We start from the raw sequence: 26,449 nt of genomic DNA on the forward strand, positions 1-26,449 counted from the left end.
ATTCGGTTACTTGCGAATCCAGACCTTGGTTTCCATGAAGCGGTTGGCGAGGAAGCGGTAGGTCTGCTTCTGCAACTGTTCGATGGCGGTGGACTTCTCCACCGGTGTGGTGTCCCAGGCCTGGAGGATTTCTTCCCACTCCAGCAACCGGGCGCGCAGGTCGTCGCGGATCTTCCGGACGAAGGTCACGGTGGTGTCGAAGGCCTTCAACGCGCCGAAGATCTCGCCGGTCTGGGCGTCCGCCTGCTCGAAGATGGCGTCGTAATCCTTCAGCGGCTTGCCCAGCAGTCCCTGCATGCGCGCCACCTCGTTGCACAGGGTGCGGTCGGTCCGATAGATCTGGGTCAGCCGGGTCAGCTTGCCGCTGATGCTGCGGATCGCGTTGAAGCGGTCGCGCAGCGCCTCGATGTAGGACAGCTCCTGGGTCAGGTCCTCGATGCGGTCGGTCAGGTACTGCTCGTAATTGTCCTTCAGGCCAAGCTTCGCCGCGATGTCCTTGAAGGCGGCCTTGACGCGCTGCTTGGTCTGCGGGTCCTCGACGATCTGTTCCAGCTCGTCGGCCTTCACCACGATCATCTCGGTCCCGGAAATCGAGGAGACGAGCTGGACGGTCAGGCGCCCGCGCGCGATGGTCCGGTGCTTCTCCTCCACCGACCAGGAGGCGCGGCCGTCCAGCAGCTCGCCGGGAATCTGCTCGCCGGGGCGGATCTGCTTTACGTAGGCCAAGCCCTTTTCCACCACATCCAGCAGCTTGGCGTCGCGGCTGTCCTCCTTGATGTCGAAGGACTCCATCAGCGTGTTGAAGGGCAGGGCGGCCTTCAGATCGCCCAGCAGGATGTGCAGCACCGGCTGCTTGGACGAGGGGTCGATGCAGAAGAAGGCCCCGGACAGGCTGAAGACCTTGTGCTCGAAATCGAAGTGCGTGTCCCGCATCGGCGCAGCCGGAAAGGAATCAGGCGGCGCGGCATCGGGCGGCGCCGCGACGGGTGGCGCCGCCGTGGCGTCGGCATCCGTGCTTCCGGTTTCGGGATCGGGGAGATCGGACATGGGGTGGGAACCGGAAGCGGCGAATGGGACGGGCAGGTTACAGCAGATCGCGCAGCCGGAACCAGAGCATCGCGAGGACAAGGGCGGGTGTGCGGAATCGCCGCCCGCCGGGGAAGGGCAGGTGGGGCACGCGGGCGAACACGTCGAACCGCTCCGCCGTGCCGCGGATCGCCTCCGCCATCACCCGTCCGGCCATGCCGGCCAGCGCCACCCCATGGCCCGAATAGCCGTGGGCGAAACAGGTGGTCGGCGTCAGGCGCCCGACCTGCGGCATGCGGTTCATGGTGATGGCGACATGGCCGCCCCAGAAGTGATCGACCGCGGCGCCGCGGAGCTGCGGGAACACCGCCAGCATCTTGGACCGCATGGCGATTTTCAGCCCCGGCGCGTCCAGCCCGGAATAGCTGACGCCGCCGCCGAACAGCAGCCGGTGGTCGGCGGAGCGGCGGAAGTAATTCAGCACGAAGTTCATGTCGCTGACCGCCAGATTGGTCGGCAGCAGGGAGGTCGCGGTGGCTTCGCCCAACGGTTCGGTGGCGATCATGTAGGTGGCGACCGGCATCACCACGGCCGACAGGCGCGGCGCCAGCGTCCCCAGATAGGCGTTCCCGGCCAGCACCAGGAAACGCGCTGTCACCCGGCCCTTCGCGGTGGTGGCGACGGGGCGGTCGCCGGTGTCGATGGCGGTGACGCGGCTGTCCTCGAAGAGGCGAACGCCCGCCCGGGCGGCGGCATCGGCGAGGCCCAGCGCGTAGTTCAGCGGGTGCAGATGGCCGCTTCCGTCGTCGGCCAGCCCGCCGACATAGGCGTCGCTGCCCACGACCGCCCGCATGGCCGCGCGGTCGAGCGCGCGGACCTTGGTGTAGCCGTAGCCGTCGCGCATCTCGCGCTCCATGGCCGCCACGTCGTCCAGATGGCGTGGCTTCACCGCCGCGTGGGCGAAGCCCCAGGTGAGATCGCAGGGAATGGCGTGTCTGGCCACCCGCTCCGCCAGCAGCGCCTTGGACTCCTCGCCGAGGTCCCACAGCCGCCGCGCGTCCTCTTTCCCGACCCAGCGCTCGATGGTGCTCATCGACTTGTTGTAGCCGGTGATGATCTGCCCGCCGTTGCGGCCCGACGCCCCCCAGCCGACGCGGTTGGCTTCCAGCAGGACCACGTCGTAGCCCTGCTCGGCCAGTTCCAGCGCGGTCATCAGCCCGGTGTAGCCGCCGCCGACCACGCAGACGTCGCAGGACAGCGAGTTCCTCCAGCGCCGGGTGCTGCGGGTGCGGAGTTGCGGTGTCGGCGTACCACGAGCGGATGTGGGATGAGGTCGGCATGACCGCCGAGTTAGGGGAGAGACCCCCGCCCCGTCAATGATTCCAGCGGTCATATGGGCAGGATCTTTGTTCCCCTCTGGCGCAAGGAGGGGGTGCGGGATCATAGTATGCGGGTCATTCACAGCAGGGAGGGGCTGCCCACCGTCCGGTGCGGTCCATACGTTCATGGGTTTCATGGAAGACTTCATCAAGAAGAACCGCATCACCGAAGTGGAATGCCTCGTGCCCGACATGTCGGGCATCGCGCGCGGCAAGATCGTGCCCGCCGAGAAGTTCCTGCGCATCCTGCGCGACCGCGGTCTGCGGCTGCCCGAGGCGATCTTCGTCCAGACCGTGACCGGGGAGTATCCGGAGGACGATTCGGTCACCTCGGATGAGAATTCCGACATCTACATGATCCCCGACGAGCGGACGATCCGCTTCGTCCCCTGGTACGAAGAGCCGACCGCCCAGGTCATCACCGACTGCGTCTACGCCGACGGCGGCCCGGTGAACTTCTCGCCCCGCCATGTGCTGAAGCGGGTGCTGTCGCTTTACGAGGAGCGCGGCTGGAAGCCGATGGTGGCGCCGGAGCTGGAGTTCTTCCTCGTCCAGGTCAACAAGGACCCCGACTACCCGCTGGTGCCGCCGATCGGGCGCAACGGGCGCGTGGAGAGCGGGCGGCAGGCCTTCGGCATCGACGCGGTGAACGAGTTCGATCCGATCTTCGAGATGGTCTACGACTTCTGCGAGGCGCAGGACATCGACATCGACACCCTGACCCACGAGGCCGGGGCGGCGCAGATCGAGATCAACTTCAACCACGGCGACGCGCTGGAGCTGGCCGACCAGGCCTTCCTGTTCAAGCGGACGGCCCGCGAGGCGGCGCTGCGCCATCAGGTCTACGCGACCTTCATGGCCAAGCCGATGCAGAACGAGCCGGGCAGCGCCATGCACATCCACCAGTCGGTGGTCGACGCGGATTCCGGACGCAACCTGTTCTCCGACGCCAACGGGGCGGACACGCCGCTGTTCATGTCCCACATCGCCGGGCTGCAGAAGTATCTGCCTTACGCGATGCCGCTGCTGGCGCCGAACGTGAACTCCTACCGCCGGCTGGTGCCGAACTCCGACGCGCCGATCAACGTGCATTGGGGCCGCGACAACCGCACCACAGGCCTGCGCGTTCCCGTCTCGCCCGCCGATTCGCGCCGGGTGGAGAACCGGGTGGCCGGCGCGGACGCGAATCCGTACCTCGCCATCGCAGCCTCGCTGGCCTGCGGCTATCTCGGCATGGCCCAGGGGCTGGAGCCGACCGACCCGGTGAAGGGCTCGGCCTACCGGCTGGCCTTCACCCTGCCGCGCCACCAGGGCGATGCCTTGCAGAAGTTCAACGCCTGCAAGCCGCTGAAGGAGGTGCTGGGCGAGAAGTTCTTCGACGCGGTGACCTGCGTGAAGGAGGCGGAGTACGAGGCCTATCACCGGGTGATCAGTTCCTGGGAGCGCGAAAATCTTCTGCTGAACGTTTGAGCATTTTTCCGCCCCCTTCCGCCGTTGCCGCGGAAGGGGGCGTTTGCGTTCCGCAAAACCCGCAAAACCCCCCGCAAACCGTTGACAACCAACCCCCCCGTGGGTGCAATAGCGCTCGCGCCGGGGACGCCGTGCGATGCACGCCGCCCCTCACGTCGAATGGAAAAAAGTCGACCAGTCACGAACTGACGAACGATCCAGAATTCGGGGGCTTTCTGCATGAAACGTTTCGCTCTCAGCGTCATCGGCGCCGTCGCGGCGATCGCCATCGCCGGCCCGGCGCTGGCCCAGGCCAAGAAGCCGGTCAACATCTACATCTGGAACGATTATCTGGGCGAATCGACGCTGGCGGACTTCACGAAGGCCACCGGCTACGACACCAAGGTGGACCTCTACGACAGCCTTGAGCTGCTGGAGCAGAAGGTCCTGGTCGGCAAGTCGGGCTACGACGTGATCGTCCCGACCGCCGAGCCGACCCTGTCGCGCATGATCCAGGCGAAGGTCGTGGCGCCGCTCGACAAGGCGAAGATCCCGAACCTGAAGAACGTCGACCCGAAGGTCCTCAAGCTCCTCGAGAACTCGGACCCCGGCAACAAGTTCGCCGTGCCCTATCTGGGCGGCACGGTCGGCATTGCCATCATCCCGGAGAAGATCAAGGCCGTCGCCCCCGACGTCCCGCTTGACAGCTGGGACCTGATCTTCAAGCCGGAGGTGGCGAAGAAGGTGGCGGCCTGCGGCATCACCGTGATGGATTCGGCCATCGACGTGATCCCGTCGGTGCTGAACTACCTCGGCCTCGATCCGAATTCCGAGAAGAAGGAGGATCTGGACAAGGTCGAGAAGACGCTGCTGGCGGTGCGCCCCTACATCAAGCAGTTCGTCACCGGCCAGAACATCAACATCCTGGCGGGCGGCGACGCCTGCGTCGTCATGGCCTACAACGGCGACGCCATCCAGGGTGCGGCCCGCGCCGAGGAAGCCAAGAACGGCGTGAAGGTCGAATACATCACGCCGAAGGAAGGCGTGCAGGTGTGGTGGGACACGCTGGCCATCCCGGCGGACGCGCCGAACAAGGAGGGCGCGCACGCCTACATCAACTTCATCCTCGACCCGGCGAACATCGCGGCGGTGTCCAACACGGTCAGCTACGCCAACGCCGTCCCGGCCTCGCTGGCCTCGGTTGACGAGGGCGTGAAGACCAACCCGGCCGTCTTCCTGCCGGAGAACAGCAGCCTCAAGCTGTTCGCGCTGAAGTCGATCAAGCAGACCACCGACCGGGCCCGCACCCGCGTCTGGACCAAGGTCAAGACCGGCAAGTAAGCGCGCCGCGAACCGGCACGCACGACACGCGCCCTGGTCGTTTCCCATCGGGAACGGCCGGGGCGTTCCCATGAGAGAGGACGCCGAGAGGACCCGCATGGCCGTCCAGCCGATCCGCAAGCCCACGCGCCTGGAACCCTGGCAGGACCCGGGACAGAAGCCCTATGTGCGAATCGAGAAGGTCACCAAGACCTTCGGCGATTTCGTCGCCGTGGACGAGGTCAGCCTGTCGATCTACCGGGGCGAGTTCTTCGCCCTGCTGGGCGGCTCCGGCTCCGGAAAGACGACCCTGCTGCGCATGCTCGCCGGGTTCGAGACGCCGACCGAGGGCAAGATCTTCATCGACGGCGTCGACATGGCCGGCATCCCGCCCTACGAGCGGCCGGTCAACATGATGTTCCAGTCCTACGCCCTGTTCCCGCACATGTCGGTGGAGCAGAACGTCGCCTTCGGCCTGAAGCAGGATGGCGTTGCCAAGGCCGAGATCAAGGAACGGGTGGGGGCGATCCTCGACCTTGTCCAGCTCGGCCAGTTCGGCAAGCGCAAGCCGCACCAGCTCTCCGGTGGCCAGCGGCAGCGCGTGGCGCTGGCCCGCTCTCTGGTCAAGCGGCCCAAGCTGCTGTTGCTGGACGAACCGCTGGGCGCGCTCGACAAGCGGCTGCGCGAGCGGACCCAGTTCGAGCTGGTCAACATCCAGGAGAAGCTGGGCGTCACCTTCATCGTGGTCACCCACGACCAGGAGGAGGCGATGACCATGTCCTCGCGGATCGCCGTCATGAACCACGGCGTCATCGCCCAGACCGGCACGCCGACCGAGATCTACGAGTACCCGCAATCGCGCTTCGTCGCCGAGTTCATCGGCTCGGTGAACATGTTCGAGGGCAGGGTGGTGGAGGATCAGGCCGACCATGTGCTGATCCGCTCCGAGGACGCCGGCTGCGACCTCTACATCAACCACGCGGTGGCGGTCCCCGCCGGCGCCACGGTGGGCGTCGCCGTCCGCCCGGAGAAGATCGCGCTGAGCAAGGAGCCGCCGGCCAACAGTGACGGGCGCAACGTCACCAGCGGCATCGTGCGCGAGATCGCCTATCTCGGCGACGTGTCGATCTATCTGGTCGAGCTTAAGACGGGCAAGACGGTGCGCGTCACGGCGCCCAACGTGGTGCGGCGCACCGAGATGCCCATCACCTGGGACGATGAGGTGCATCTGAGCTGGCGTCCCTTCGCCGGGGTGGTGCTGACGCAATGATCGACCTTCTGCGCCGGATCGGCCTGTGGGGGCGGGGGATGGTGGTCGCCATCCCCTACCTGTGGCTTCTGCTGTTCTTCCTGGTGCCCTTCCTGATCGTGTTCGGTATCAGCCTGTCGGAGGCGATGCTGGCGCAGCCGCCCTACGCGCCGCTGATCGACTGGCTGGTGGACGAGGATGCGGGCACGACCAAGCTCCAGATCCTGCTGAACCTGTCCAACTACCTGCGGCTGGGCGGGGACGACCTTTACATCCTGGCCTATCTGAACTCGGTGAAGATCGCGCTGGTCACCACCGTCTGCTGCCTGCTGCTCGGCTACCCCATGGCCTACGCCATCGCCAGGGCCGAGCCGGCCAAGCGCGGGCCGCTGATGATGCTGGTCATCCTGCCCTTCTGGACCAGCTTCCTGATCCGCATCTACGCCTGGATCGGCATCCTGAAGGCCAACGGGGTGGTGGACAACCTGCTGCAATGGACCGGCCTGACGACGGAGCCGTTCGAGCTGCTGTACTCGGACTGGGCCGTCTACATCGGCATGACCTACTGTTATCTGCCCTTCATGGTGCTGCCGCTTTACGCGACGCTGGAGAAGCTCGACCCGACGCTGCTGGAGGAGGCGGCGGACCTCGGCTGCCGGCCCTGGAAGGCGTTCCTGACGGTGACTTTGCCGCTGTCTCTGCCGGGCATCATCGCCGGGTCGCTGCTGGTCTTCATCCCCTCGGTCGGCGAGTTCGTGACGCCGGAATTGCTGGGCGGTCCCGACACGCTGATGATCGGCCGCGTGCTGTGGAACGAGTTCTTCGCCAACCGCGACTGGCCCGTCGCCTCGGCGGTGGCCATCGCTCTTCTGCTGTTCCTGGTGGTGCCGATCATGGTCTTCCAGCATGTCCAGGGGCGCCAGGCGGAGGCCGGGCGATGAAGCAGATGGGAAAATTGGCCTGGGCGCTGTGGTTCGGCTACGCCTTCCTCTACGTGCCGATCGCGCTGCTGATCTTCTACTCCTTCAACGAGTCGCGGCTGGTCACGGTGTGGGGCGGTTTCTCCACCAAATGGTACGCGGAGCTTCTGCAGAACGACCAGCTTCTCGGGGCGGCCTGGCTGTCGCTCAAGGTGGCGGCGATGTCGGCCACCGCGTCGGTGGTGCTCGGCACCGTCGCCGGTCTGGCGCTGGCCCGCTTCGGGCGCTTCCGTGGAAGGACGCTGTTCGGCGGCATGATCACCGCGCCGCTGGTCATGCCGGAGGTCATCACCGGCCTGTCGCTTCTGCTGCTGTTCGTGGCGCTGGAGCAGGCCATCGGCTGGCCGGACGGGCGCGGCATGACGACGATCACCATCGCCCACACCACCTTCACCATGGCCTATGTGGCCGTCATCATCCAGTCGCGCCTCGTCAGCCTGGACGAGAGCCTGGAAGAGGCGGCGATGGACCTCGGCGCCCGCCCGGCCAAGGTGTTCTTCGTCATCACGCTGCCGATCATCGCCCCGGCGATCGTGTCGGGCTGGCTGCTCGCCTTCACCCTGTCGCTCGACGACGTGGTGGTCGCCAGCTTCGTGTCGGGTCCGGGCTCCACCACGTTGCCCATGGTCATCTTCTCCAGCGTGAAGTTCGGCATCAGCCCGCAGATCAACGCGCTGGCGACTCTGATGATGGTGGTGGTCGCCACCGGCATTTTCATCGCCAGCCTGGTCATGGCGCGGCAGGAGCGTCAGCGGAAACGGGACGAACAGATGGCGGTGCAGGGGGGCTGAGAAGCCCCCTGTCACCCCCAAACACCGCCTCATAGGGGCTATGCCGTTAGGCCGCAGGCGGCGGGGTGGCCGTTCGCCGCTGCATTTGCTATTGTATTGGCATCTGCAACAGCGAATGAGGTCGTATCGTGCGCGCGCTCTTATGGTTCCCCATGCTTCGTCTTGGTTTTTCGATGCCTTTTTCGGCGCCCAAGCGCCGTTATTCGGATCGTCCGCCCTCCCGCCGCTGAGCGGTCGAGCGCGCTGCCCCTCCGGGCATTCCGATGGCCCCTTTGGTGGCCGTTGCCAAATCCTTCGCTCCGTGGTTAGGGTGACCGTGGTCACGGGTGACGCTGTGGCGACCCGCTCCGGCCACGCACAAGAGCCGGACCGTTCAGGGATTTGGCAGGAGATTCAAAGATGACGACACCGGCGGCGGAAGGCTTCACCATGCCGGGCGAATGGGAACGGCACACCCGCTGCTGGATGGCGTGGCCGTGCCGGCCCGAGACCTGGCCCGAAGGGGCTTTCGACGCCGCCGCTGCCGCCTACACCGACGTCGCCCGCGCCATCAGCCGGTTCGAGCCGCTGACCATGGTCTGCGATCCCGCCGACGTCGCCGACGCTTCCCTGGCCTGCGGGCCGGGCATCGAGATCCTGCCCCTGCCCATCAGCGACTCCTGGGTCCGCGACACCGGGCCCAGCTTCGTCACCGACCGGAAAGGGCAGGTGGCCGGCGTCCATTGGCGCTTCAACGCCTGGGGCGGTAACTATCCGGACAGCGCCAAAGACCAGCAGGTCGGGCGCCTGATGCTGGAGCATCTCGGCCTGCGCCGCTTCGAAGCCCCCCTGGTCATGGAGGGCGGCTCCTTCCATGTGGACGGGGAGGGCACGCTGCTGACGACCGAGCAGTGCCTGCTGAATCCCAACCGCAACCCAAATCTCGGCAAGGCGGAGATTGAGGAGCTTCTGAAGGAGCATCTCGGCATCTCCAGCGTGATCTGGCTGGGCGAGGGCTATCAGGACGACGAGACGGATGGCCACATCGACGAGATCGCCCTGTTCGTGAAGCCCGGCGTCGTGATGGCGATCACCACCGACGATCCCGGCGACGCCAATTTCAAGGCGTTCCAGGACAATCTGGACCGGCTGAAGCGCGCCCGCGACGCCCAGGGGCGCGAGTTGGAGGTCATCCCGGTCCGCCAGCCGGCGCGGCGCGACGAGAATGGCGTTCGGCTGACCCTGTCCTACACGAATCTCTACATCGCCAACGGCGGCATCGTCATGCCGGCCTTCGAGGATCCGGCGGACGACGAGGCCTTCCGCGTTGTGCGCCGCGCCTTCCCGGACCGCGAGGTGGTGCAGGTCCCGGCGCTCGACATCGTGCGCGGCGGCGGCGGAATCCACTGCATCACCCAGCAGCAGCCCGCGGTCTGACGCAGCCCCTTTTTTCCGACCGCGAGAAGGCGAAGGTTGGGGCGGCCTTCGCTTTTTTGAACAAGACACTGCGTCGTTTCGGACCTTGAATCGATCGGAGTGGGGGCGCATCTTTCTGTCATGCAGGTAAATCCGCTCAATATGCCCCCGATGGCAAAGCCGCAGACGCCGATCACACCGGCGATGCAGATGGCTATGTCTCCGGCGGTGCAGGCGGCGCAGCAGACCACGCCCACTGTCCGCACCCAGACGGTCCAGGCGACCCAGGCGGTGGGCAAGATGGACCCGACGCGGGAGACGCGCAACGCGACCCAGTCGGGGCAGGCCATTGATCCGCAGACGGCGGCGGTGCAGGCCCGCACCAACGGCACCGGCTACGGCGGCAAGCAGCGCGGCACGCTCCTCGACGTCAGCGTCTGAGGCGTTTTCACGCGTCCTTTCCCGCTGTTCAATCGGTTCGCTCTCCGCCATTATCGTATGCAGAGCCGAGGCGGTTTTTTCGCGTTGCCGAAGGCTGTTGCCAGGAAGCTGGTTCGGCTGTAACGCGCTGGAGCCGTTCGCGTGATTCATTCCGCCCTGATCAATATGATCGCCGCCGGTCAGACGGATGTCGGCCGTGTCCGGTCGCGCAACGAGGACTCGTTCCACCTCGATCCGGCGCGTGGCTTGGCGGTGATCTGCGACGGCATGGGCGGGCACGCCGGCGGCGACATCGCCAGCCGTACCGCGGTGGAGGTCATCGCTGCGGTCCTTGCGCCCCAGGACCAAGCCGATGGGACCGCCAGCGGTGGCACGCCATCACCGCTGGAGGAAGAGAGGGCGGCGGCCGAGGCCGCAACGACGGTCCGCACCGCGGTGGCGGCCGCCAACCGTCGCATCAACACCCTGAACCGCCAGCGCGGATTCGCCGAAGGGCGCGGCATGGGCACCACGCTGGTGGGGCTCTGGCGGGTGCCGGGAACCGGCCGCATCGTCGTCTTCCATGCTGGAGACAGCCGGCTGTATCGTTTGCGCGACGGCGAACTGCGTCCGCTGACACGCGATCACAGCCTTTATCAGGTCTGGCTCGACAATGGGCGGCGTGGGCAGGCACCTCAAAGGAACATCATCGTCCGCGCGCTCGGCACCGGGGAGCAGGTCGAGCCCGACATCGCCGTCCACGATCTGCGGCCCGACGATCTCTACCTTCTGTGCTCGGATGGGCTCACGGGAATCGTGCCGGAGGGCGTGATCCAGCGGATTCTCACCCAGCAGCCGCCTCCCACCGCCGAAGACGCCTGCGCCCGGCTGATCGACCTCGCCAACGGGGCCGGCGGGCCGGACAACATCACCCTCATCCTCGCCCGTTTCGTCCTTCTTCCGGCCTGAACGACCGTCAGGGCGCCCTGGTTTTCAGGAAGCGCGCGGTGGCCACGGTGGTCGGCGCGGCGGCGTCCAGGGCCTGCTTCAAGGCCGGGAGATAGGAGGACGCCGGCTCGGCCTCGGGCCGCGGCGACGCAAACAGCGGCGAGGGGCTGGCGATCACGACGATCAGTTCGTGACCGTAGGGCGGCCCGATGCTCCAGAATCGCCCTCCGGCGCCGCGTTCTCCCAGGCGGCGGACCGCGCCGGCCTCAACCCGGCCGCTGATTTCCAGTGGATTGGGCAACAAATGGATGACGTCGCCGTCAGAGGTGAAATAATCCACCTGAAGATGCGCCGGAAAATCGGGTGCGGCCACGTCGAACACCAAATCCTGACCGCCATGGAGCGCTATGCCGATTCCGCCTTCGAGGCGGATCGCCACGGGCGCCGCCAAGCCGGCGTTGCTGGTCCGCAGCGCGCCGATCAGGGTCAGGGGTTCGCACAGGGCAGGGGACGCGCGCTCGATGTCCACGGCGGCCCGCTGGCCGGTGACGTAATCCTGGGCGAGCAGCGCGAGACTGTCGGGATCGGTATCGCCGGCGGTCAGGCCGGATATCGCAACCCTCTGGTCCTTGCCGACCGCGACCTCCAGTTCGGCGCACTGGAACTCCGCCAGGGCTGTACGCAACCCCGACAGGTCCGGCACGGCGGGACGCGGCGGATCGACCGGTGTGGGGAGTGTTGGTGCCGCCCCGGCTTCGCTGTCTGCGGGGGTTTCGGTCTCGGCCTCGGCCTGGGTCTCGGCCTGGGTCTCGGAGGCGGTGGTGGCATGGACCGGCCATGCAATGATTCCGATGACGGCGGCGAGCAGTCCCGCGGCCCATCGAAGCCGCCATGTCGTCGTCGCAAACGTCGGCGCGGAGGCGTCGTTCACCGGAACCTGACCGTTGGGTATAAACTGCGGTTTATGTAGCGCGCATTGCGGGCATCGCCAAGGGCGGAGGCGCCCGGACGTCAGGATGACGGCCGATCATATAATCTGTATTATGGAAAATATAAGCCATCGGAAGAGTGCAGGGCACCAATCCGTCTCTTCCGGCGTTCCGGTCGATGCACTATCGTCGCGGCTCGTTCCCGCGTCCATTCTCCGTTCCATCCCGTCGATAAAGGCTGCGCCTTATGCCTCGTTCCTCGTGGCTTTTCGGCCCCATGCTGTCGCTTTGCCTGATCCCCGTTGCCGCCGCGGCCCAAACGCCACCCGATTGCGCCAAGCCGTCCGGTCGAGCCGAGCGCACCATCTGCGCCAGCGCCGATCTGAAGGTCGCCGCCGAGGATTTGACGACGCTGTTGCGTGACACCCTGGGGAACACGCCGGCCGAAGGCCGGGATGCCATCGAGCGTGCGCAGAAGGCCTTTCTGACGGACCGTGACGGCCGCTGCGCCGACACGTCGGCCATTCCGGCCTGCCGGGCCCTGTATGAGGCGCGCGCCACCGATCTGGCTTCCCAGAACTCGGCGGGCCAGAAGACGCTGGCCGCGATCGTCGCGGGCATTCCGAAGGACGCCAAGGCCGCCGCCGCGGCACTGCGGCGCTACAACGGTGCGCCGGCCAAGGCATGGCTGGTCTATCTCTACCAAAGCGGATCTGTGGCGGTGCCCGACAAGGACGCCGCGGTGCGCCGGCTGGTCGATGAAATTCTCAACCAGGATCTTCCAAAAGATCCCTATCTCCTTGAAGAGATGAGAAATCTTGGCGACGTTCCAAGCGCGTCCCTGGGCACGGCGCTGCTCTTCCTGCGCCACGTCCTGTCGACCACGGAAATGGACGCGCCCTGCTTCCTGTTCACTAGGCATGGGCAACCGGCTTTCGAGGCCTTCGGCGCCTTCTGGGGCAACGCGCGCGACGAGACGCCCGGCCTGTGCGCTCCACCGTCGTCGGTGTTCGATCTTCCGGAATGGAAGACGGTGTCCGCCCACATCGATCCGGCCATCGAACCGGCCCTGGTGGAGCGCGGCAGCATCCGTCACGGCTATGAGCGCCAGTTCGAGGTGGACGACCTTCAGGCGTCGTTGGTGCCCAGCACGCTGCTGGAATCGCCGATGTCCGCCGAGGCCAGGAAGATGGCCGAACAGCGCGGAAAGGCCGTGGCCGCCTTCCGGTCCTGGGATGATTTCGAGGTTTGGCCGGAGAAGGACTACCGCGCGGCGCTGCACGCCCTGCCCGCTGCAATCACTGCGACATCAAAGATTTACAGGGAAAAGTTCAAGCTGAACTCGCAGACGGCGGATCAGGCGGCCAAAGCGGCTGCGGACCGCTTCATCGCTGGTCGCCTTGGCCTGATCATGCCGGACGACTGACCGTCGCCCTGCCCTGGCCCGGGAAACCACAACATCAAAGCTCGATGACGAGCCCGTCGTAGGCGGGCTCGACACCGGTGGGCAGCAGCCGGCGGAGCGTGTCGTAGTCCATGGTCTGGTCCATGTGCGTCAGGTAGGCCCGCTTGGGGCGTACCCGCGCAATCCACTCCAGCGTCAGGGCAAGGTGGGCGTGAACCGGATGCGGCGGCTCGATCCGGGCGCAATCGACCACCCACACCTCGACCCCCTCAAGCGCCGCGAAGGCAGCATCATCCAATCTCACAACATCGGTCGAATAAGCAAAGTCATCAAACCGATAGCCGAGAGTCTTCAAGTAGCCGTGGTCTTGCTCGAACGGCACGATCCGGTGGCCGCGCACCGTGAACGGGCCTTCCACCGCGTGGGGCGTCAGCACCGGACGGTAGAAGGGATCGCCGGGGCGCAAGGGGTCGAAGCAGTAGGCAAAGCGCCGCTCTAACTCCGCGAGGTCTTCGGCGCGGCCATAGGCGTCGATGGGTGCGTGCATCGCCCGGCACAGCTCCCGCAGCTCGTCGATGCCGTGGGCGTGGTCGGCGTGCTGGTGGGTCCATAGAACGGCGTCCACCCGCCGCACATCCGCGTTGAGGAGTTGTTGACGCAGGTCCGGCGAGGTGTCGACCAGGACGCTGACAGCGCTCTCCAGACGGCCGCCCTGCCCGGCCTCCGGTCCGATCCCCTGGCCGTGCTCCCACTCCACCAGGATGGATGGGCGCATCCTACGGTTCCGGGGGTTCGCCGGGTCACAAGCGCCCCAGCCGAGACCGATCACGGGGACGCCCCGCGATCCGCCGCAGCCGAGGATCGTGACCCGTTGACCGTTCATGCAACGGCCCGTTCGGCCGAGCCGGCGCGGGGGAAGAGGCGGAAAAAGTTCTCGCTGGAGATCCGGGCCATCTCCGCCGCGTCCATGCCCTTGACCTCGGCGACGCAGGCCGCGGTGTGGGCAACGTAGGCCGGCTCGTTGCGCTTCCCGCGGAACGGAATCGGCGCCAGATAGGGCGCGTCCGTCTCCACCAGAATCCGATCGAGCGGAACGTCCTTCACGATGGCGCGGAGGTCCTCCGACTTCTTGAAGGTGACGATCCCCGACAGGGAAATGTAGAAACCGAAATCCAGTGCTTCTTCAGCGAGTTGCCGGCCGGAGCTGAAGCAGTGCAGCAAGCCGTTGACCGGCTGGTCGGCGGCCTCCTCGCGGACGATCCGCATGGTGTCGTCGTCGGCGTCGCGGGTGTGCACGATCAGCGGCAGGCCGGTCTCCAGACTGGCGCGGATGTGCCGGCGAAAGCACTCCTGCTGAACGTCGCGCGGGCTCTTGTCGTAGAAGTAGTCGAGCCCGGTCTCGCCCAGCCCGATCACCTTCGGATGCTTCGACAGCTCGACGAGGCGTTCGACGGACACCCCGGCGATCTCCTCCGCCGCCTGATGCGGATGGACGCCGAGCGAGCAAAGCACGTCGTCGTAGCGTTCGGCGACCGCCAGGATGCGGTCGAAGCGCGACAGGTAGGTGCAGATGGTCACCATCCGCCCCACCCCCGCCTGCCGGGCGCGATCGACGACCGCGTCCAGCTCCTCGGCGAAATCGGGAAAGTCGAGATGGCAGTGGCTATCGACCAGCATCGTTCGTCAGCTCTTCGCTTCGTCCACATAGCGGGGGAACACGCCCTGCGGCGTGGGCAGCGGCGTGCCGGGGATCAGCGCCCCACCCGCCCCCAGCCGGTCGAACCCGCGGGCGTCGGGCCCCTGCGCCAGCTGGTCCAGGATCTTCGCCGAGGCTTCCGGCATGATCGGCTGGGTCAGGATGGCGAGTTGGCGGATGGTCTCGGCCAGCACGTACAGCACGGTGGCCATGCGCGCGGGATCGGTCTTCTTCAGCGCCCAGGGCGCCTGCTCGTCGACGTAGCGGTTGCCGTCGCCGATCACCGCCCAGATGGCGTCCAGCGCCTTGTGGAAGGCCTGCGCCTGGAACTCCGCCCGGACGATCGGCAGCAGGTTGTGGGCGGCACCGAGCAGGGCGTTGTCGGCCTCGGTGAAGGGGCCCGGCTGCGGCACGGCGGCCCCGCAGTTCTTGCCGATCATCGACAGCGAGCGCTGCACGAGGTTCCCATAGTCGTTGGCGAGGTTGCCGTTGATCCGCTGAACCATCTGCTTGTGCGAGAAGTCGCCGTCGTTGCCGAACGGCACCTCGCGCAGCAGGAAGTAGCGGGTCTGGTCCAGGCCGTAGGTGTTGACCAGCGTCTCCGGCGCGATGACGTTGCCCAGCGACTTCGACATCTTCTGGCCTTCGATGGTCCACCAACCGTGCGCGAAGACGCGCTTGGGCGGGGCCAGCTTGGCGGCCATCAGGAAGGCCGGCCAATAGACGGCGTGGAAGCGCAGGATGTCCTTGCCGACCATGTGCAGGTTGGCTGGCCAGTATTTGGCGTACTCGCCACCCTCGTCCGGGAAGCCGACCGCGGTGATGTAGTTGGCCAGGGCGTCCAGCCAGACATACATGATGTGGTCGGGGTTGCCCGGCACCGGAATGCCCCACTTGAAGGTGGTGCGGCTGACCGACAGGTCCTTCAGCCCCGACTTCACGAAGGCGACGACCTCGTTGCGCTTGCCGGCCGGGGCGATGAAGTCCGGGTTCTGCTCATAGAACTCCAGCAGGCGGTCCTGCCAAGCCGAGAGGCGGAAGAAGTAGGAGGGCTCCTCCACCCATTCGCACTCCGCGCCGGTCGGGGCGATCTTCTTGCCCGACGGCGACGTGGTCAGCTCGTCCTCGCCGTAGAACGCCTCGTCGCGCACCGAGTACCAGCCGGCGTAGCTGCCGAGATAGATCTCACCGGCCGATTCAAGACGGCGCCACAATTCCTGCACCGACGCGAGATGCCGCGGCTCCGTCGTGCGGATGAAGTCGTCGTTGGAGAAGTTCATCAGCGAGACGAGGTCGCGGAAATTCTTCGACACGCGGTCGGTGAATTCCTGCGGCGCGATGCCGGCGTTCATGGCGGACTTCTCCACCTTCTGGCCGTGCTCGTCGGTGCCGGTGAGGAATTTCACGTCATAGCCGTCCAGCCGCATGAAGCGGGCCAGCACGTCGCAGGCGAGCGTGGTGTACGCGTGCCCGATGTGCGGCACGTCGTTCACGTAATAGATCGGAGTCGTCAGGTAGAAGGTCTTCGACCCGGTCATGGCAGAGGCTCTCCCGAGAATGCGCCGGCCCGGCGCGTCGCCGGTCCGGATGGGCGTGGTGTGTCGTCCGTGTTAAGTAGCAGCCGCTTCCAGCGTCGCCAAGGCGTTCAGGACCACCTGTTTGCGGTCGAGATTGGCGGATTCCGCACGGGCGAAATGGCGTTGGACCTTTTCCCACACCTCCACCCAACGTTCAAGGCCGCGGGCGTTGGCCAGACGGGTCATCAGGGCGGCCTCCCCGGCCACCACCTCCGCCGGCCAGGCGCCGCGGGCCAGCGACCGGACGAAGCGGGCCAGCCACCAGACGAGCAGATCGGTGGCCGTCTCGTACAGCCCGTCGTCCTGCTTGCGGGTCAGCTTGTCGCCGAAGGCGTGGGCGGCGGTGATGTCGAGCCGCGGCAGGGTGCCGAGCAGGCCGATCAGCTCGCGGTAAAGGTCCAGCCCACCGGCCTCGGCAAGCCCGATGGCCCGGCCAATGCTGCCCTCCGCCAGCCGGGCGAGCGCCGCGCGGTCTTCGTCGCCGAGGTCCGGACGATGCTGGGCCAACAGGTTGAGGACCGTTTCCTCAGGAAGCGGTTGAAGCGTCAGCTTGCGACAGCGCGAACGGATGGTGGGTAGCATACCACCGGGATTGTCGCTGACCAGAAGCAGCAAGGCGCCCGGCGGCGGCTCTTCCAGAATCTTGAGAATGGCGTTCAAGCCACTGAGATTCATGCGATCCGCGCCGTCGATCACCGCGACGCGCCAACCGCCCTCGGCGGCGGTCTTGCGCAGGAACGGGCCGATCTTGCGCACGTCGTCCACGGCGATGTCGCGCTTCAGCCGGTCGCGCTTCTCGTCGCGTTGGCGCTCCACGGTTAGCAGGTCGGCGTGCCCGCCCGACGCCACCCGGCGGAAGACCGGGGTGTCGGGAGTCAGCGCCAGCGAGGCCGGAGGAGGCGGCGCACCGAACAGGCCGGTGTCCGGCGGCTCGTGCCCCTGGGACAGGACGAAGCGGGCGAAGCGGAAGGCCAGCGTCGCCTTGCCGATCCCCGGCGGACCGCCGATCAACCAGGCGTGCGGCAGGCGGCCGGAGTTCCAGGCGTCGAGCAACAGGCGCTCGGCGTCGTCATGGCCGGTCAGATCGGGATTGCGGCGCGGGGCGAGGGCGTCCTCCTCCGCGACCGGTTCGGGCACGCGGGCGCGGCTCACCTCAGGAGGCTCCCAGCCGGCGGGTCACATGGTCGAGAATGGCCGCCTGCACCGTTTCCACGGGGTGTCCGGCGTCGACGACCGCGCAGCGCTCCGGCTCGCGCGCGGCGATGTCGAGGAAGCCGTCGCGCAGGCGGTGGTGGAAGGCGACGTCCATGCGCTCATAGCGGTCTTCCCCGCCGCGCCGGGCGGCGGCGCGGGCCAGCCCGTCCTCCACCGGCAGGTCGAGGATCAGGGTCAGGTCGGGCCGGAAGTCGCCCAGGGCCGTGGCCTGGAGCGTGGCGACCAGATCGCGCCCCAGCCCCAGCCCGTAGCCCTGATAGGCCATGGTGCTGTCGAAGAAGCGGTCGCAGATGACCCAGTGCCCGGCCTCAAGCGCCGGCCAGACGGTGCGCTCCAGATGGTCGCGGCGGGCGGCGGTGTGCAGCAGCGCCTCGGTCACCGGACCCCAGCGCCCGGTCTCCCCCGACACCAGCAGGCCGCGGATCTCCTCGGCCCCCGGCGAGCCGCCGGGCTCGCGGGTCAGCACGACCCGCTTTCCCCAACCGATCAGCGCGTCGGCGAGCAGGCGGATCTGGGTGGTCTTGCCCGCCCCCTCGCCGCCCTCCAGCGTGATGAACCGCCCGCGCGTCATGGTCTGCTCCCGATGGTGATGAGGCCCGCCGCCTTCCGGATTCCGGTGGCGATGGGCCGGCTTACACCAATCAGCTCGCCCCGAAAATGAGGAACTTCGCCGCCGCCAGGGCGCGGCCGACGAAGCCCAGCTTCTCGACGTCCTGGGCGGCGACCACCGGGAACTCCTTGCCTGGGAAGCCCGGCGCCGACACCACCACCTTGCCGACCACGTCGCCCTTCTTCACCGGCGCGGCGACCGGGGCGTTGCTGACCAGCGACACCTTCATGCCGCTGCGGTCGGCGCGGGCCATGGTGACCTTCATGTCCTCCGGCACGGTGACCGGCACGCTGTCCTGCGCGCCCAGCCAGAGCGGCACCTGATCGACCGTCTCGCCCGCCTTGAACAGGGCGTAGGTGGCGAATTCACGGAAGCCCCATTCGATCAACCGGGCCGATTCGTCGGCGCGGGCCTGCATGCTCGGCAGCCCGTTGACCACCAGGACGAGACGGCGCCCTTCGCGCTCCGCCGAGGCGGTCAGGCCGTAGCCTCCGGCCTCGGTGTGGCCGGTCTTCATGCCGTCCACGTCCATGCCACGGTAGAGCAGCGGGTTGCGGTTGCCCTGGTTGATGCCGTGGTACTTGAACTCCCGGATCGAGTAGTAGTGATAGAACTCCGGGAAATCCTTGATCAGATGCTCGGCCAGGATCGAGAGGTCGCGGGCGGTCATATAGTGGTTCGGGTCGGGCCAGCCCGTCGCGTTGGTCAGGTTGGTGTCCTTCAGCCCCAACTCGCGGGCGCGCTTGTTCATGCGCTCGGCAAAGGCCGATTCGGAGCCGGCGAGACCTTCGGCGAAGACGATGCAGGCGTCGTTGCCCGACTGCACGATCACGCCCTTGATGAGGTCGTCGACCTTGATGTTGTTGTGCAGCTCCACGAACATCTTGGAGCCCTGCATCCGCCACGCGCGCTCCGACACCGGCAACGTGCTCTCCAGCGTGAGCCGGCCTTCCTTGATCGAGTCGAAGACCATGTACATCGTCATGATCTTGCTCATCGAGGACGGCGCCATGCGCTGATCCGGGCTCTTCTCGAACAGAACGGTGTTCGAGGTGATATCGACCAGGATCGCCTGCTTGGCGATGGTTTCGATGCTGGCGGCGTGAGCCACCGGCCCCACCCCCGCCGCGAACAGCGCGACCGCAAGGCCCATGGTGAAACGGGTGCGGGCAACGCGGGTGCGGACGACAGCGACCATGACAACTCCCTTCGAAACGCGGACTGGACAAGACAAGAAACGGAACGAGGCCCGGTGCCGGGCCAAGCTTGGACTGGGCTCGGAGGTGATCAATCAACCACGATTTTGGCGTCGGTAAGGCCGGCTTGGAGGATCTGGCTCAAAACGGCGTCGGCGGACTCCACGCTGGCCAGCGGCCCCACCCGCACCCGCTGCAGACGCTGCCGTCCGGCGACCGTCTGGGTGACCTGCGCCTGCTGGCCGAGCGAGGCCAGACGGGCGCGCACGCGGGTGACGTTGTCCGGACTGCCGAAGGCGCCGACCTGCACGTAGATCTGCTCGTAGGGTTTCACCGGCAGCTCGGCGACCACCGGGGCCGGAACGAAGCGGCCGTCCACCATATCGCCGGCCACCGTCGTGGGTGGCGGCACCGGCGCGCGGGTGACCGCGGCGGGAGTGGCTCGGGCGGCGCCGTTGACCTCCACCGCGCTGCGCGGGGCGGCCTTCGGCGGTGGGCCGTCCAGTTCCGCCAGCATCGGGGCCGGCGTGCCTTGGCGGGCCGCTGCGGCGACCGCGCGGCTCTCCTCCGCCAGAATCTGCACGCGCACCTTGGCCGTGCCGGTGCCTTCGAACCCAAGCAATTGCGCGCCGCGCCGCGACATGTCGATGATTCGCCCGTTGGCGTAGGGGCCGCGGTCGTTGATGCGAACAACCAGCGACCGGCCGTTGTCGAGATTGGTGACGCGCACGAGGCTTGGCATGGGCAAGGTCTTGTGCGCGGCCGTCAGCTCATTTTGGTCGTAAACCTCGCCGTTGGCGGTGACCTTTTGGTGGAATCCCGGACCATACCAGGAGGCTATCCCGGTCTCGCTGTAGGAGTAATCCTCGGCGGGATAATACCAGACGCCATTGACCTGATAGGGCTTGCCGACCTTGTAGACGCCGCTGCGCGGCAGTCCGGACGAGGATGGCGCGGGCGGCGCGGACGCACAGGCGGCGAGCGTCAGCGCTCCTGCGAGCACGACTGCCCCCCTCAGCATATGCGCGCGTCGCATGGTCCCACCCCGCTAAATCTGGTGGCGCCACTCTAGCCGAGTTACCTCGCCGCGCCAACCGCGCAACACCCCTCAGGAGCCCGCCTGTGCTGCAGTGCGGTCATGGGCGGGCCCCGGAAACAGCGCATCGGTCCGCCCCATCAGGCGGTAGGCGACGAGGCCGATCCATTCGCGGATCGGGTCCTGGAGCGCGTCGATCTGCTTGTCGAACTCGAAGCGGACGAAGGGCCGTCCACCGAAGCGCGTGCGGTAATCGACCGGATAGGGAATCACCTCCCAGCCGACCTGCCGGAAAATGCCGACCGACCGCGGCATGTGCATGGCCGAGGTCACGAGGACCCAGGTCTCCCCCGGCTTCGGCTTGACGAGCCGCTGGCTGTACAGGGCGTTTTCCCAGGTGTTCCGGGACTCGTTCTCGTAGGTCACGCTGTCCGGGTCGATTCCGACCTGCCGAAGCGCGCCGCGGACCGCGAGGTCCTCGCGCAGGTCCAGGGCGTCCTGCCCGGCCAGCCGTCCCGAGCCGCCGGTGAACACCGCGTGCGCCTGCGGATAGCGGCGGATCAGTTCGGCGAAACCCAGGATACGCTCCGCCGCGTCATTGACGGACGGCTCGCCGCGGTCACGGGTGATCGGCGGGTTCACCGCCCCGCCCAGCATGATGATGCCGTCCACCCGCTCCGGCAGGTCGGGTCGGGGAAAGCGCTCCTCCAGCGGCAGCGCGACCCAGGAGGCGATCGGCGTGACCATGACGACGACGAAGCCGACGGTGACCGCCACGACCAGCCGCCGCCCCCAATGGGCCAGACGGCGGGTGAACAGCAGCGCCGTCCCGGCGGTGAGGATCAGCACGAGCAGATTGCCCGGCGAGACCAGGAGCCACAGCAGCTTCGACAGCACGAAGGACAACAGCCGACCTCCCCTTTCGATTTCCAGCGGTTTCTAGATACGGGCGTTCACCATGAATGCCCAGGGGGCGACGGCACGGTAACGAATCCGCCATCAATCCGTAACAGCGGCGTCTTCGGCGGCGCGTAAGGTCCGCGGCGCAACCAAGGATTTACCGCATATGCTGTCGAACATTTCCATCGGCACGCGAATCGCGCTGCTGGTCGCCGCGTCCGTGGTCACCTTGGGCCTGCTGGGCGGGACGGTCACCGTCGGCGCCCAGCGCATGTTCGAGGCGACCGCCGAACTGGACCAGTTCCGCGACGCCTACGAGCACACCGCCGCCATCGAGCGCCGGGCCAGCCGTCTGCGCTTCCAGGCGTTGCGCTTCGTGGCCGACCGTGACGAGACGGCGGCCGAGGCCTTCGCGAAGAACGCCGAGGAAGCCTCGCGCCTGCTGGACGATCTCAAGGAACGCGGCGTGGAGCGCCTGCCGCAGGAGGAGCTGGAGCATCTGTCGCAGGGCATCGGCACGCTGAAGGAGCGCTTCTCGTCGGTGGTCGCGCGGGCAAAGGAACTGGGCCTGTCCGACGACAGCGGCCTGCGCGGCGTCCTGCGCGCCTCGGCCCGCGCCATCGAGGACGAGTTGAAGCAGTGGCCGAACGCCGACAAGCTGACCGGCCGCATGGAGTCCATGCGGAAGATGGAGAAGGACTTCATCATCTACAGCGACGAATCGCTGCTGTCCGGCCACCGCAAGGCCTTCAACGAATTCACCTTCTTCCTCGCCGATTCGGGCTTGGACACGGCGACCCAGACCAAGCTGGAGAAGCAGGCCCGCACCTACCGCACCGACCTCGGCCGCTTCGTGGACGCCACCAAGGCGTTCCGGGCCGAGGTCCAGACCTTCAACGACGCCTTCCAGGCCATGGTGCCGCGCTTCGAAGCCCTGCTGGAGTCGGCCAACGCCGGCATGGCCGGGGCGGTGGAGACTCAGAATCGGGTGCGCGGCGAGGTGATCGCCAACGTGCTCCAGGTCGGCTCCGTCCTGCTGGTCGGCTTCGCCGTCATCAGTCTGCTGGTCGCCCGCAGCATCACCCGGCCGCTGCGCCTGATCGAGGGCGTGATGGAGCGGCTGGCCGGCGGCGACCGGACGGCCACCGTACCGGAGACCGGGCGGCGCGACGAGATCGGTGCGATGGCCCGTGCCGTCAGTGTGTTCAAGGAGAATCTTCAGCGCACGCATGAGCTGGAGCAGGAGTCGCGCCGGGCCGAACGGCGGGCGGAGGAAGAGCGCGAAAACGCACTGCGCGCCATCGCCCACGACTTCGATTCGGCCTTCGGAAGGGTGCTCCACACGGTCAGCCACGCCGCCGACCAGATCCGCAACGGCGCGCACATCCTGCGCGACACCGCAGAGAAGATGAAGGAGCAGGCCCTCGACACGTCGGAGAAGGCGGAGCAGACCTCCGAGGTGGTCGGCATCGTCAACAACGTGTCGCGCACCCTCTCCGCCTCCATCGGCGAGATCGGCGGGCGGGTGACCACGTCCAGCACGGCGATCCGCCGCGCCGTGGATCACGCCCGGCAGAGCGACTCGGCGGTGGCGGCGCTGGCCGACAGCTCGCAGCGGATCGGAGAGATCGTCCGGCTGATCAACGACATCGCCGGGCAGACGAACCTGCTGGCCCTGAACGCCACCATCGAAGCCGCCCGCGCCGGAGAGGCCGGCAAGGGCTTCGCCGTCGTCGCGTCGGAGGTCAAGGTGCTGGCCAACCAGACCGCCAAGGCGACCGAAGACATCGCCGGTCAGGTCGGCGCGATCCAGGAGGCCACCGGTTCCGTCGTCGAGGCGATCCGGGCCATTCGGACCACCGTGGAGGAGGTCGCCCACCTGTCGGAGGACGTGTCCGCCGCCGTGCGCGACCAGCTCGAACAGACCGAGGAGATCGTCGGCGCCGTGGGCCGGGCCAACGACAACACCCATGAGGTGACCGAGAGCGTCAGCACCATGGCGATCACCGCCGCGGAGACCGGCAAGTCGGCCATCGAGATGATCTACTCCGCCGCCCAGCTGGCGGACGAACTCCGGCAGCTCGAAGCCGACGCCGACCGCTTCGTGTCCTCCATCAAGATTTGAGTCCTCAGGCAGCCGGAAACTCTTCAGACAAAGAGAAAGGGCAGGAGCCGAAGCCCCTGCCCTTTCTCGCTTTTTGGGGGTCCGGATGACCGGCCTTACGCAGCCAGCATCTCCAGCGCCTTCTGCAGCTTGTCGCGGGCCTGCTCCGCGGTGTCGCGGCGGTCGCGCTGCTCCTCGATCACCTCTTCCGGAGCCTTGGCGACGAACTGCTCGTTCGACAGCTTGGCGTCGATCTTCTTGATCTCGCCGGACAGCTTCTCGATCTCCTTGGTCAGGCGCGCCCGCTCCTTGTCGAGGTCGACGATGCCTTCCAGCGGCAGGATCAGCGTGGCCTCGTCCAGCACCGCCTGGACGGCGCTCTTGGGCACCGGGCCGGACAGCGGCTCGACGCTGGACAGGCGGCCCATGCGCAGGATCAGGTCGCGGTGCGTGTCCAGCCGCTTCAGGCTCTCCGGACCGGCGTCCTTCAGCTTCAGCTCGATCTGCGCCGCCGGCGGCACGTTCATCTCCGACCGCATGGAGCGGACCGAGGAGATCGCCCGCACCACCCAATCCATCTCGTCACGGGCGGCCGGGTCGATCAGTTCCGCGCCATGCTCCGGCCAGCGGGCGGAGATCAGGCGGTTCGCCCGGTCGGTGGACAGCTGCTCCCACAGCTCCTCGGTGATGAAGGGCATCAGCGGGTGGAGCATGTGCAGGATCTCGTCCAGCACCCAGGCGGTGGTCGCCCGCGTCTCGGCGATGGCCGCCTCGTCCGCGCCGTTCAGGATCGGCTTGGTGAACTCCAGGTACCAGTCGCAGAAGGTGCCCCAGGTGAAGGCGTAGGCGGTGTTGGCGGCCTCGTTGAACTTGTAGGCCTCGATGGATTCGCCGACCTTCTTCGCCGCCTCCGCCAGGGCGCCGACGATCCAGCGGTTGACCGTCTGGGTCAGCCCGACCGGCTTGAAGCCGGGGACCGGGGCCACCCCGTTCATCTGGGTGTAGCGCGCGGCGTTCCACAGCTTCGTCGCGAAGTTGCGGTAGCCCTCGACGCGGCTGACCGCCAGCTTGATGTCGCGGCCCTGGGCGGCCATGGCCGTCAGGGTGAAGCGCAGGGCGTCGGTGCCGTATTGGTCGATCAGCTCCAGCGGGTCGATGACGTTGCCCTTGGACTTCGACATCTTCTGGCCCTTCTCGTCGCGGACCAGGGCGTGGATGTAAACCGTCCGGAAAGGCACGTCCTTCATGAAGTGCAGGCCCATCATCATCATCCGGGCGACCCAGAAGAAGATGATGTCGAAGCCCGTCACCAGCACGTCGGTCGGGTAATAGCGCGCCAGCTCCGGAGTCTCGTCCGGCCAGCCCAGCGTGGAGAAGGGCCACAGGGCCGACGAGAACCAAGTGTCCAGAACGTCCTGGTCGCGGGTCAGCGCCACGTCCTCGCCGTAATGGGCCTTGGCCGCGGCGATGGCCGCCGCCTCGGTCTCCTCGACGAAGAAATGGCCGTCCGGGCCGTACCAGGCGGGAATCTGATGGCCCCACCAGATCTGGCGGCTGATGCACCAGGGCTGGATGTTGCGCATCCATTCGAAATAGGTGTTCTCCCACTGCTTGGGAACGAACACGGTCTTGCCGGTCTCCACCGCCTCGATGGCCGGCTTGGCGAGCGTGGCGGCGTCGACGTACCACTGGTCGGTCAGCCAGGGCTCGATGGCGACGCCGGACCGGTCGCCGTGCGGCACCATGTGGGTGTGCGGTTCGATCTTCTCCAGCAGGCCCAGCGCCTCCAGCTCGGCCACGACCTTCTTGCGCGCCTCGTAGCGGTCGAGCCCGCGGTAGGCCTCGGGAACCTCGTCGCCGGTGATGCGGGCGTCGCGGTCCATGATGTTGATGGCCGCGAGGTTGTTGCGCCGCCCGACCTCGAAGTCGTTGAAGTCGTGGGCCGGAGTGATCTTCACGGCACCCGAGCCGGTCTCCGGATCGGCGTACTCGTCGCCGACGATGGGGATCAGGCGGCCGACCAGCGGCAGCACGACGTTCCTGCCGATCAGGTCCTTGTAGCGCTCGTCCTCCGGATGCACGGCGACGCCGGTGTCGCCCAGCATCGTCTCGGGGCGCGTGGTGGCGACCACGATGAAGCGGTCGGCCTCGCCTTCGATCGGGTAGCGGAAGTGCCAGAGGTTGCCCTTGATCTCCTTCTGCTCGACCTCGAGGTCGGAGATGGCGGTGTGCAGCTTGGGGTCCCAGTTGACCAGCCGCTTGTCCTTGTAGATCAGGCCCTGCTTGTGCAGCTCCACGAACACCTTGCGGACGGCGCGGCTCAGCCCCTCGTCCATGGTGAAGCGCTCGCGCGGCCAATCGGGCGAGGCGCCCAGCCGGCGCAGCTGGCGGGTGATGGTGCCGCCCGATTCGGCCTTCCACTCCCACACCTTGTCGATGAAGGCGTCGCGGCCGAAGTCGTGGCGCGTCTTGCCTTCCTTGGCGAGGTTGCGCTCCACGACCATCTGGGTCGCGATGCCGGCGTGGTCGGTGCCTGGCTGCCACAGCGCGTCGCGCCCGCGCATCCGGTTGTAGCGGGTCAGAACGTCCTGGAGCGTGAAGGTCAGCGCGTGGCCCATGTGCAGGCTGCCGGTCACGTTCGGCGGCGGCATCATGATGGTGTAGGGCTTGCCGTTCGACTCGGTTTTCGCCGCGAAGGCGCCCGTCTCTTCCCACAGCCGGTAGTGCTTTTCCTCGACCTCGGCGGGCCGGTACGTCTTTTCCAACATCACCAGGAACTTTCGCTTACGAATTCAAACGGAATGCGTGGCCGGAATGCGTTGGC

General features: G+C 67.1%; 20 protein-coding genes and 2 pseudogenes. 10 read left to right on the top strand and 12 right to left on the bottom strand.

Going from position 1 to position 26,449, the window contains the following annotated elements; genetic code table 11:
• Positions 1-6: 6 nt before the first annotated feature.
• Both ACWPN5_RS10590 and ACWPN5_RS10595 read right to left on the bottom strand, forming a co-directional pair.
• Positions 7-1,047 (bottom strand): hypothetical protein, encoded by a 1,041-nt coding sequence (locus tag ACWPN5_RS10590; protein ID WP_492295378.1) that lies wholly within the window; start codon positions 1,045-1,047, stop codon positions 7-9.
• A 37-nt stretch (positions 1,048-1,084) separates the two neighbouring features.
• Positions 1,085-2,366: pseudogene (locus tag ACWPN5_RS10595) on the bottom strand (NAD(P)/FAD-dependent oxidoreductase).
• Positions 2,367-2,531: 165 nt separating this feature from the next.
• Between ACWPN5_RS10595 and ACWPN5_RS10600 the strand changes: the two are divergent.
• From ACWPN5_RS10600 to ACWPN5_RS10635, 8 genes are all read left to right on the top strand, one after another.
• Positions 2,532-3,875 carry a glutamine synthetase family protein gene (locus ACWPN5_RS10600; RefSeq protein ID WP_145686128.1) on the top strand — a complete coding sequence of 448 codons (1,344 nt, stop codon included), beginning with the start codon at positions 2,532-2,534 and terminating at the stop codon, positions 3,873-3,875.
• 219 nt (positions 3,876-4,094) lie between these two features.
• Positions 4,095-5,195 carry an extracellular solute-binding protein gene (locus ACWPN5_RS10605; RefSeq protein WP_014240469.1) on the top strand — a complete coding sequence of 367 codons (1,101 nt, stop codon included), beginning with the start codon at positions 4,095-4,097 and terminating at the stop codon, positions 5,193-5,195.
• Between the two features lie 97 nt (positions 5,196-5,292).
• On the top strand, positions 5,293-6,444 hold the full coding sequence (locus ACWPN5_RS10610; RefSeq protein ID WP_200478449.1) for an ABC transporter ATP-binding protein: 1,152 nt from the start codon (positions 5,293-5,295) through the stop codon (positions 6,442-6,444).
• The gene (locus ACWPN5_RS10615) at positions 6,441-7,364 is read left to right on the top strand and encodes an ABC transporter permease subunit (RefSeq protein ID WP_492295379.1); all 924 of its coding nucleotides are present in this window, start codon (positions 6,441-6,443) and stop codon (positions 7,362-7,364) included. The genes ACWPN5_RS10610 and ACWPN5_RS10615 overlap by 4 nt, the downstream gene beginning before the upstream one ends.
• On the top strand, positions 7,361-8,194 hold the full coding sequence (locus ACWPN5_RS10620; RefSeq protein WP_137138499.1) for an ABC transporter permease subunit: 834 nt from the start codon (positions 7,361-7,363) through the stop codon (positions 8,192-8,194). The genes ACWPN5_RS10615 and ACWPN5_RS10620 overlap by 4 nt, the downstream gene beginning before the upstream one ends.
• Positions 8,195-8,593: 399 nt before the next feature.
• Entirely contained in the window at positions 8,594-9,610 is a 1,017-nt protein-coding gene (locus tag ACWPN5_RS10625; protein WP_492295380.1) for an agmatine deiminase family protein, read from the top strand.
• Between the two features lie 189 nt (positions 9,611-9,799).
• On the top strand, positions 9,800-10,030 hold the full coding sequence (locus tag ACWPN5_RS10630) for a hypothetical protein (RefSeq protein WP_247888340.1): 231 nt from the start codon (positions 9,800-9,802) through the stop codon (positions 10,028-10,030).
• Positions 10,031-10,171: 141 nt separating this feature from the next.
• Positions 10,172-10,978 (top strand): PP2C family protein-serine/threonine phosphatase, encoded by an 807-nt coding sequence (locus tag ACWPN5_RS10635; protein WP_492295381.1) that lies wholly within the window; start codon positions 10,172-10,174, stop codon positions 10,976-10,978.
• A gap of 7 nt (positions 10,979-10,985) precedes the next feature.
• On the opposite strand, the gene ACWPN5_RS10640 is transcribed toward ACWPN5_RS10635, so the two are convergent.
• Positions 10,986-11,888 carry a DUF4384 domain-containing protein gene (locus ACWPN5_RS10640; RefSeq protein ID WP_145686154.1) on the bottom strand — a complete coding sequence of 301 codons (903 nt, stop codon included), beginning with the start codon at positions 11,886-11,888 and terminating at the stop codon, positions 10,986-10,988.
• Positions 11,889-12,133: 245 nt separating this feature from the next.
• On the opposite strand from ACWPN5_RS10640, the gene ACWPN5_RS10645 reads away from it, so the two are divergent.
• Positions 12,134-13,312, top strand: coding sequence for a lysozyme inhibitor LprI family protein (locus ACWPN5_RS10645; protein WP_492295382.1), 1,179 nt, complete (start codon positions 12,134-12,136; stop codon positions 13,310-13,312).
• Positions 13,313-13,346: 34 nt separating this feature from the next.
• On the opposite strand, the gene ACWPN5_RS10650 is transcribed toward ACWPN5_RS10645, so the two are convergent.
• The 8 genes from ACWPN5_RS10650 to ACWPN5_RS10685 form a co-directional block, all read right to left on the bottom strand.
• On the bottom strand, positions 13,347-14,174 hold the full coding sequence (locus ACWPN5_RS10650; protein ID WP_200478446.1) for an MBL fold metallo-hydrolase: 828 nt from the start codon (positions 14,172-14,174) through the stop codon (positions 13,347-13,349).
• Entirely contained in the window at positions 14,171-14,968 is a 798-nt protein-coding gene (locus ACWPN5_RS10655; protein ID WP_492295383.1) for a TatD family hydrolase, read from the bottom strand. Before ACWPN5_RS10655 ends, ACWPN5_RS10650 begins: the two co-directional genes overlap by 4 nt.
• Before the next feature lie 6 nt (positions 14,969-14,974).
• Positions 14,975-16,525 (bottom strand): methionine--tRNA ligase, encoded by a 1,551-nt coding sequence (gene metG, locus ACWPN5_RS10660; protein ID WP_145686173.1) that lies wholly within the window; start codon positions 16,523-16,525, stop codon positions 14,975-14,977.
• A 72-nt stretch (positions 16,526-16,597) separates the two neighbouring features.
• Positions 16,598-17,716, bottom strand: coding sequence for a DNA polymerase III subunit delta' (locus tag ACWPN5_RS10665; RefSeq protein ID WP_200478447.1), 1,119 nt, complete (start codon positions 17,714-17,716; stop codon positions 16,598-16,600).
• A gap of 1 nt (position 17,717) precedes the next feature.
• On the bottom strand, positions 17,718-18,350 hold the full coding sequence (gene tmk / locus ACWPN5_RS10670; protein ID WP_145686177.1) for a dTMP kinase: 633 nt from the start codon (positions 18,348-18,350) through the stop codon (positions 17,718-17,720).
• Positions 18,351-18,420: 70 nt separating this feature from the next.
• Positions 18,421-19,587: a D-alanyl-D-alanine carboxypeptidase family protein gene (locus ACWPN5_RS10675; RefSeq protein WP_145686180.1), complete on the bottom strand. Its 1,167-nt coding sequence runs from the start codon at positions 19,585-19,587 to the stop codon at positions 18,421-18,423.
• Between the two features lie 89 nt (positions 19,588-19,676).
• Entirely contained in the window at positions 19,677-20,588 is a 912-nt protein-coding gene (locus ACWPN5_RS10680; protein ID WP_247888342.1) for a septal ring lytic transglycosylase RlpA family protein, read from the bottom strand.
• A 105-nt stretch (positions 20,589-20,693) separates the two neighbouring features.
• Positions 20,694-21,518: a YdcF family protein gene (locus tag ACWPN5_RS10685; RefSeq protein ID WP_247888369.1), complete on the bottom strand. Its 825-nt coding sequence runs from the start codon at positions 21,516-21,518 to the stop codon at positions 20,694-20,696.
• Between the two features lie 1,078 nt (positions 21,519-22,596).
• Between ACWPN5_RS10685 and ACWPN5_RS10690 the strand changes: the two are divergent.
• A pseudogene (locus tag ACWPN5_RS10690) lies at positions 22,597-23,646 on the top strand (methyl-accepting chemotaxis protein); the annotation flags it as partial.
• A 95-nt stretch (positions 23,647-23,741) separates the two neighbouring features.
• On the opposite strand, the gene ACWPN5_RS10695 reads toward ACWPN5_RS10690, so the two are convergent.
• Positions 23,742-26,393, bottom strand: a complete 2,652-nt coding sequence (locus ACWPN5_RS10695; RefSeq protein WP_492295384.1) for a valine--tRNA ligase — start codon at positions 26,391-26,393, stop codon at positions 23,742-23,744.
• Between the last annotated feature and the right edge of the window lie 56 nt (positions 26,394-26,449).

It is taken from the genome of Azospirillum sp. UENF 211521 (assembly GCF_058780535.1).

Coding starts and splice junctions, on each gene's coding strand:
- ACWPN5_RS10590 (WP_492295378.1), bottom strand. CDS start 1,047: ATGTCCGATCTCCCCGATCCCGAAACCGGAAGCACGGATGCCGACGCC.
- ACWPN5_RS10600 (WP_145686128.1), top strand. CDS start 2,532: ATGGGTTTCATGGAAGACTTCATCAAGAAGAACCGCATCACCGAAGTG.
- ACWPN5_RS10605 (WP_014240469.1), top strand. CDS start 4,095: ATGAAACGTTTCGCTCTCAGCGTCATCGGCGCCGTCGCGGCGATCGCC.
- ACWPN5_RS10610 (WP_200478449.1), top strand. CDS start 5,293: ATGGCCGTCCAGCCGATCCGCAAGCCCACGCGCCTGGAACCCTGGCAG.
- ACWPN5_RS10615 (WP_492295379.1), top strand. CDS start 6,441: ATGATCGACCTTCTGCGCCGGATCGGCCTGTGGGGGCGGGGGATGGTG.
- ACWPN5_RS10620 (WP_137138499.1), top strand. CDS start 7,361: ATGAAGCAGATGGGAAAATTGGCCTGGGCGCTGTGGTTCGGCTACGCC.
- ACWPN5_RS10625 (WP_492295380.1), top strand. CDS start 8,594: ATGACGACACCGGCGGCGGAAGGCTTCACCATGCCGGGCGAATGGGAA.
- ACWPN5_RS10630 (WP_247888340.1), top strand. CDS start 9,800: ATGGCTATGTCTCCGGCGGTGCAGGCGGCGCAGCAGACCACGCCCACT.
- ACWPN5_RS10645 (WP_492295382.1), top strand. CDS start 12,134: ATGCCTCGTTCCTCGTGGCTTTTCGGCCCCATGCTGTCGCTTTGCCTG.
- ACWPN5_RS10650 (WP_200478446.1), bottom strand. CDS start 14,174: ATGAACGGTCAACGGGTCACGATCCTCGGCTGCGGCGGATCGCGGGGC.
- ACWPN5_RS10655 (WP_492295383.1), bottom strand. CDS start 14,968: ATGCTGGTCGATAGCCACTGCCATCTCGACTTTCCCGATTTCGCCGAG.
- metG (WP_145686173.1), bottom strand. CDS start 16,525: ATGACCGGGTCGAAGACCTTCTACCTGACGACTCCGATCTATTACGTG.
- tmk (WP_145686177.1), bottom strand. CDS start 18,350: ATGACGCGCGGGCGGTTCATCACGCTGGAGGGCGGCGAGGGGGCGGGC.
- ACWPN5_RS10675 (WP_145686180.1), bottom strand. CDS start 19,587: ATGGTCGCTGTCGTCCGCACCCGCGTTGCCCGCACCCGTTTCACCATG.
- ACWPN5_RS10695 (WP_492295384.1), bottom strand. CDS start 26,393: ATGTTGGAAAAGACGTACCGGCCCGCCGAGGTCGAGGAAAAGCACTAC.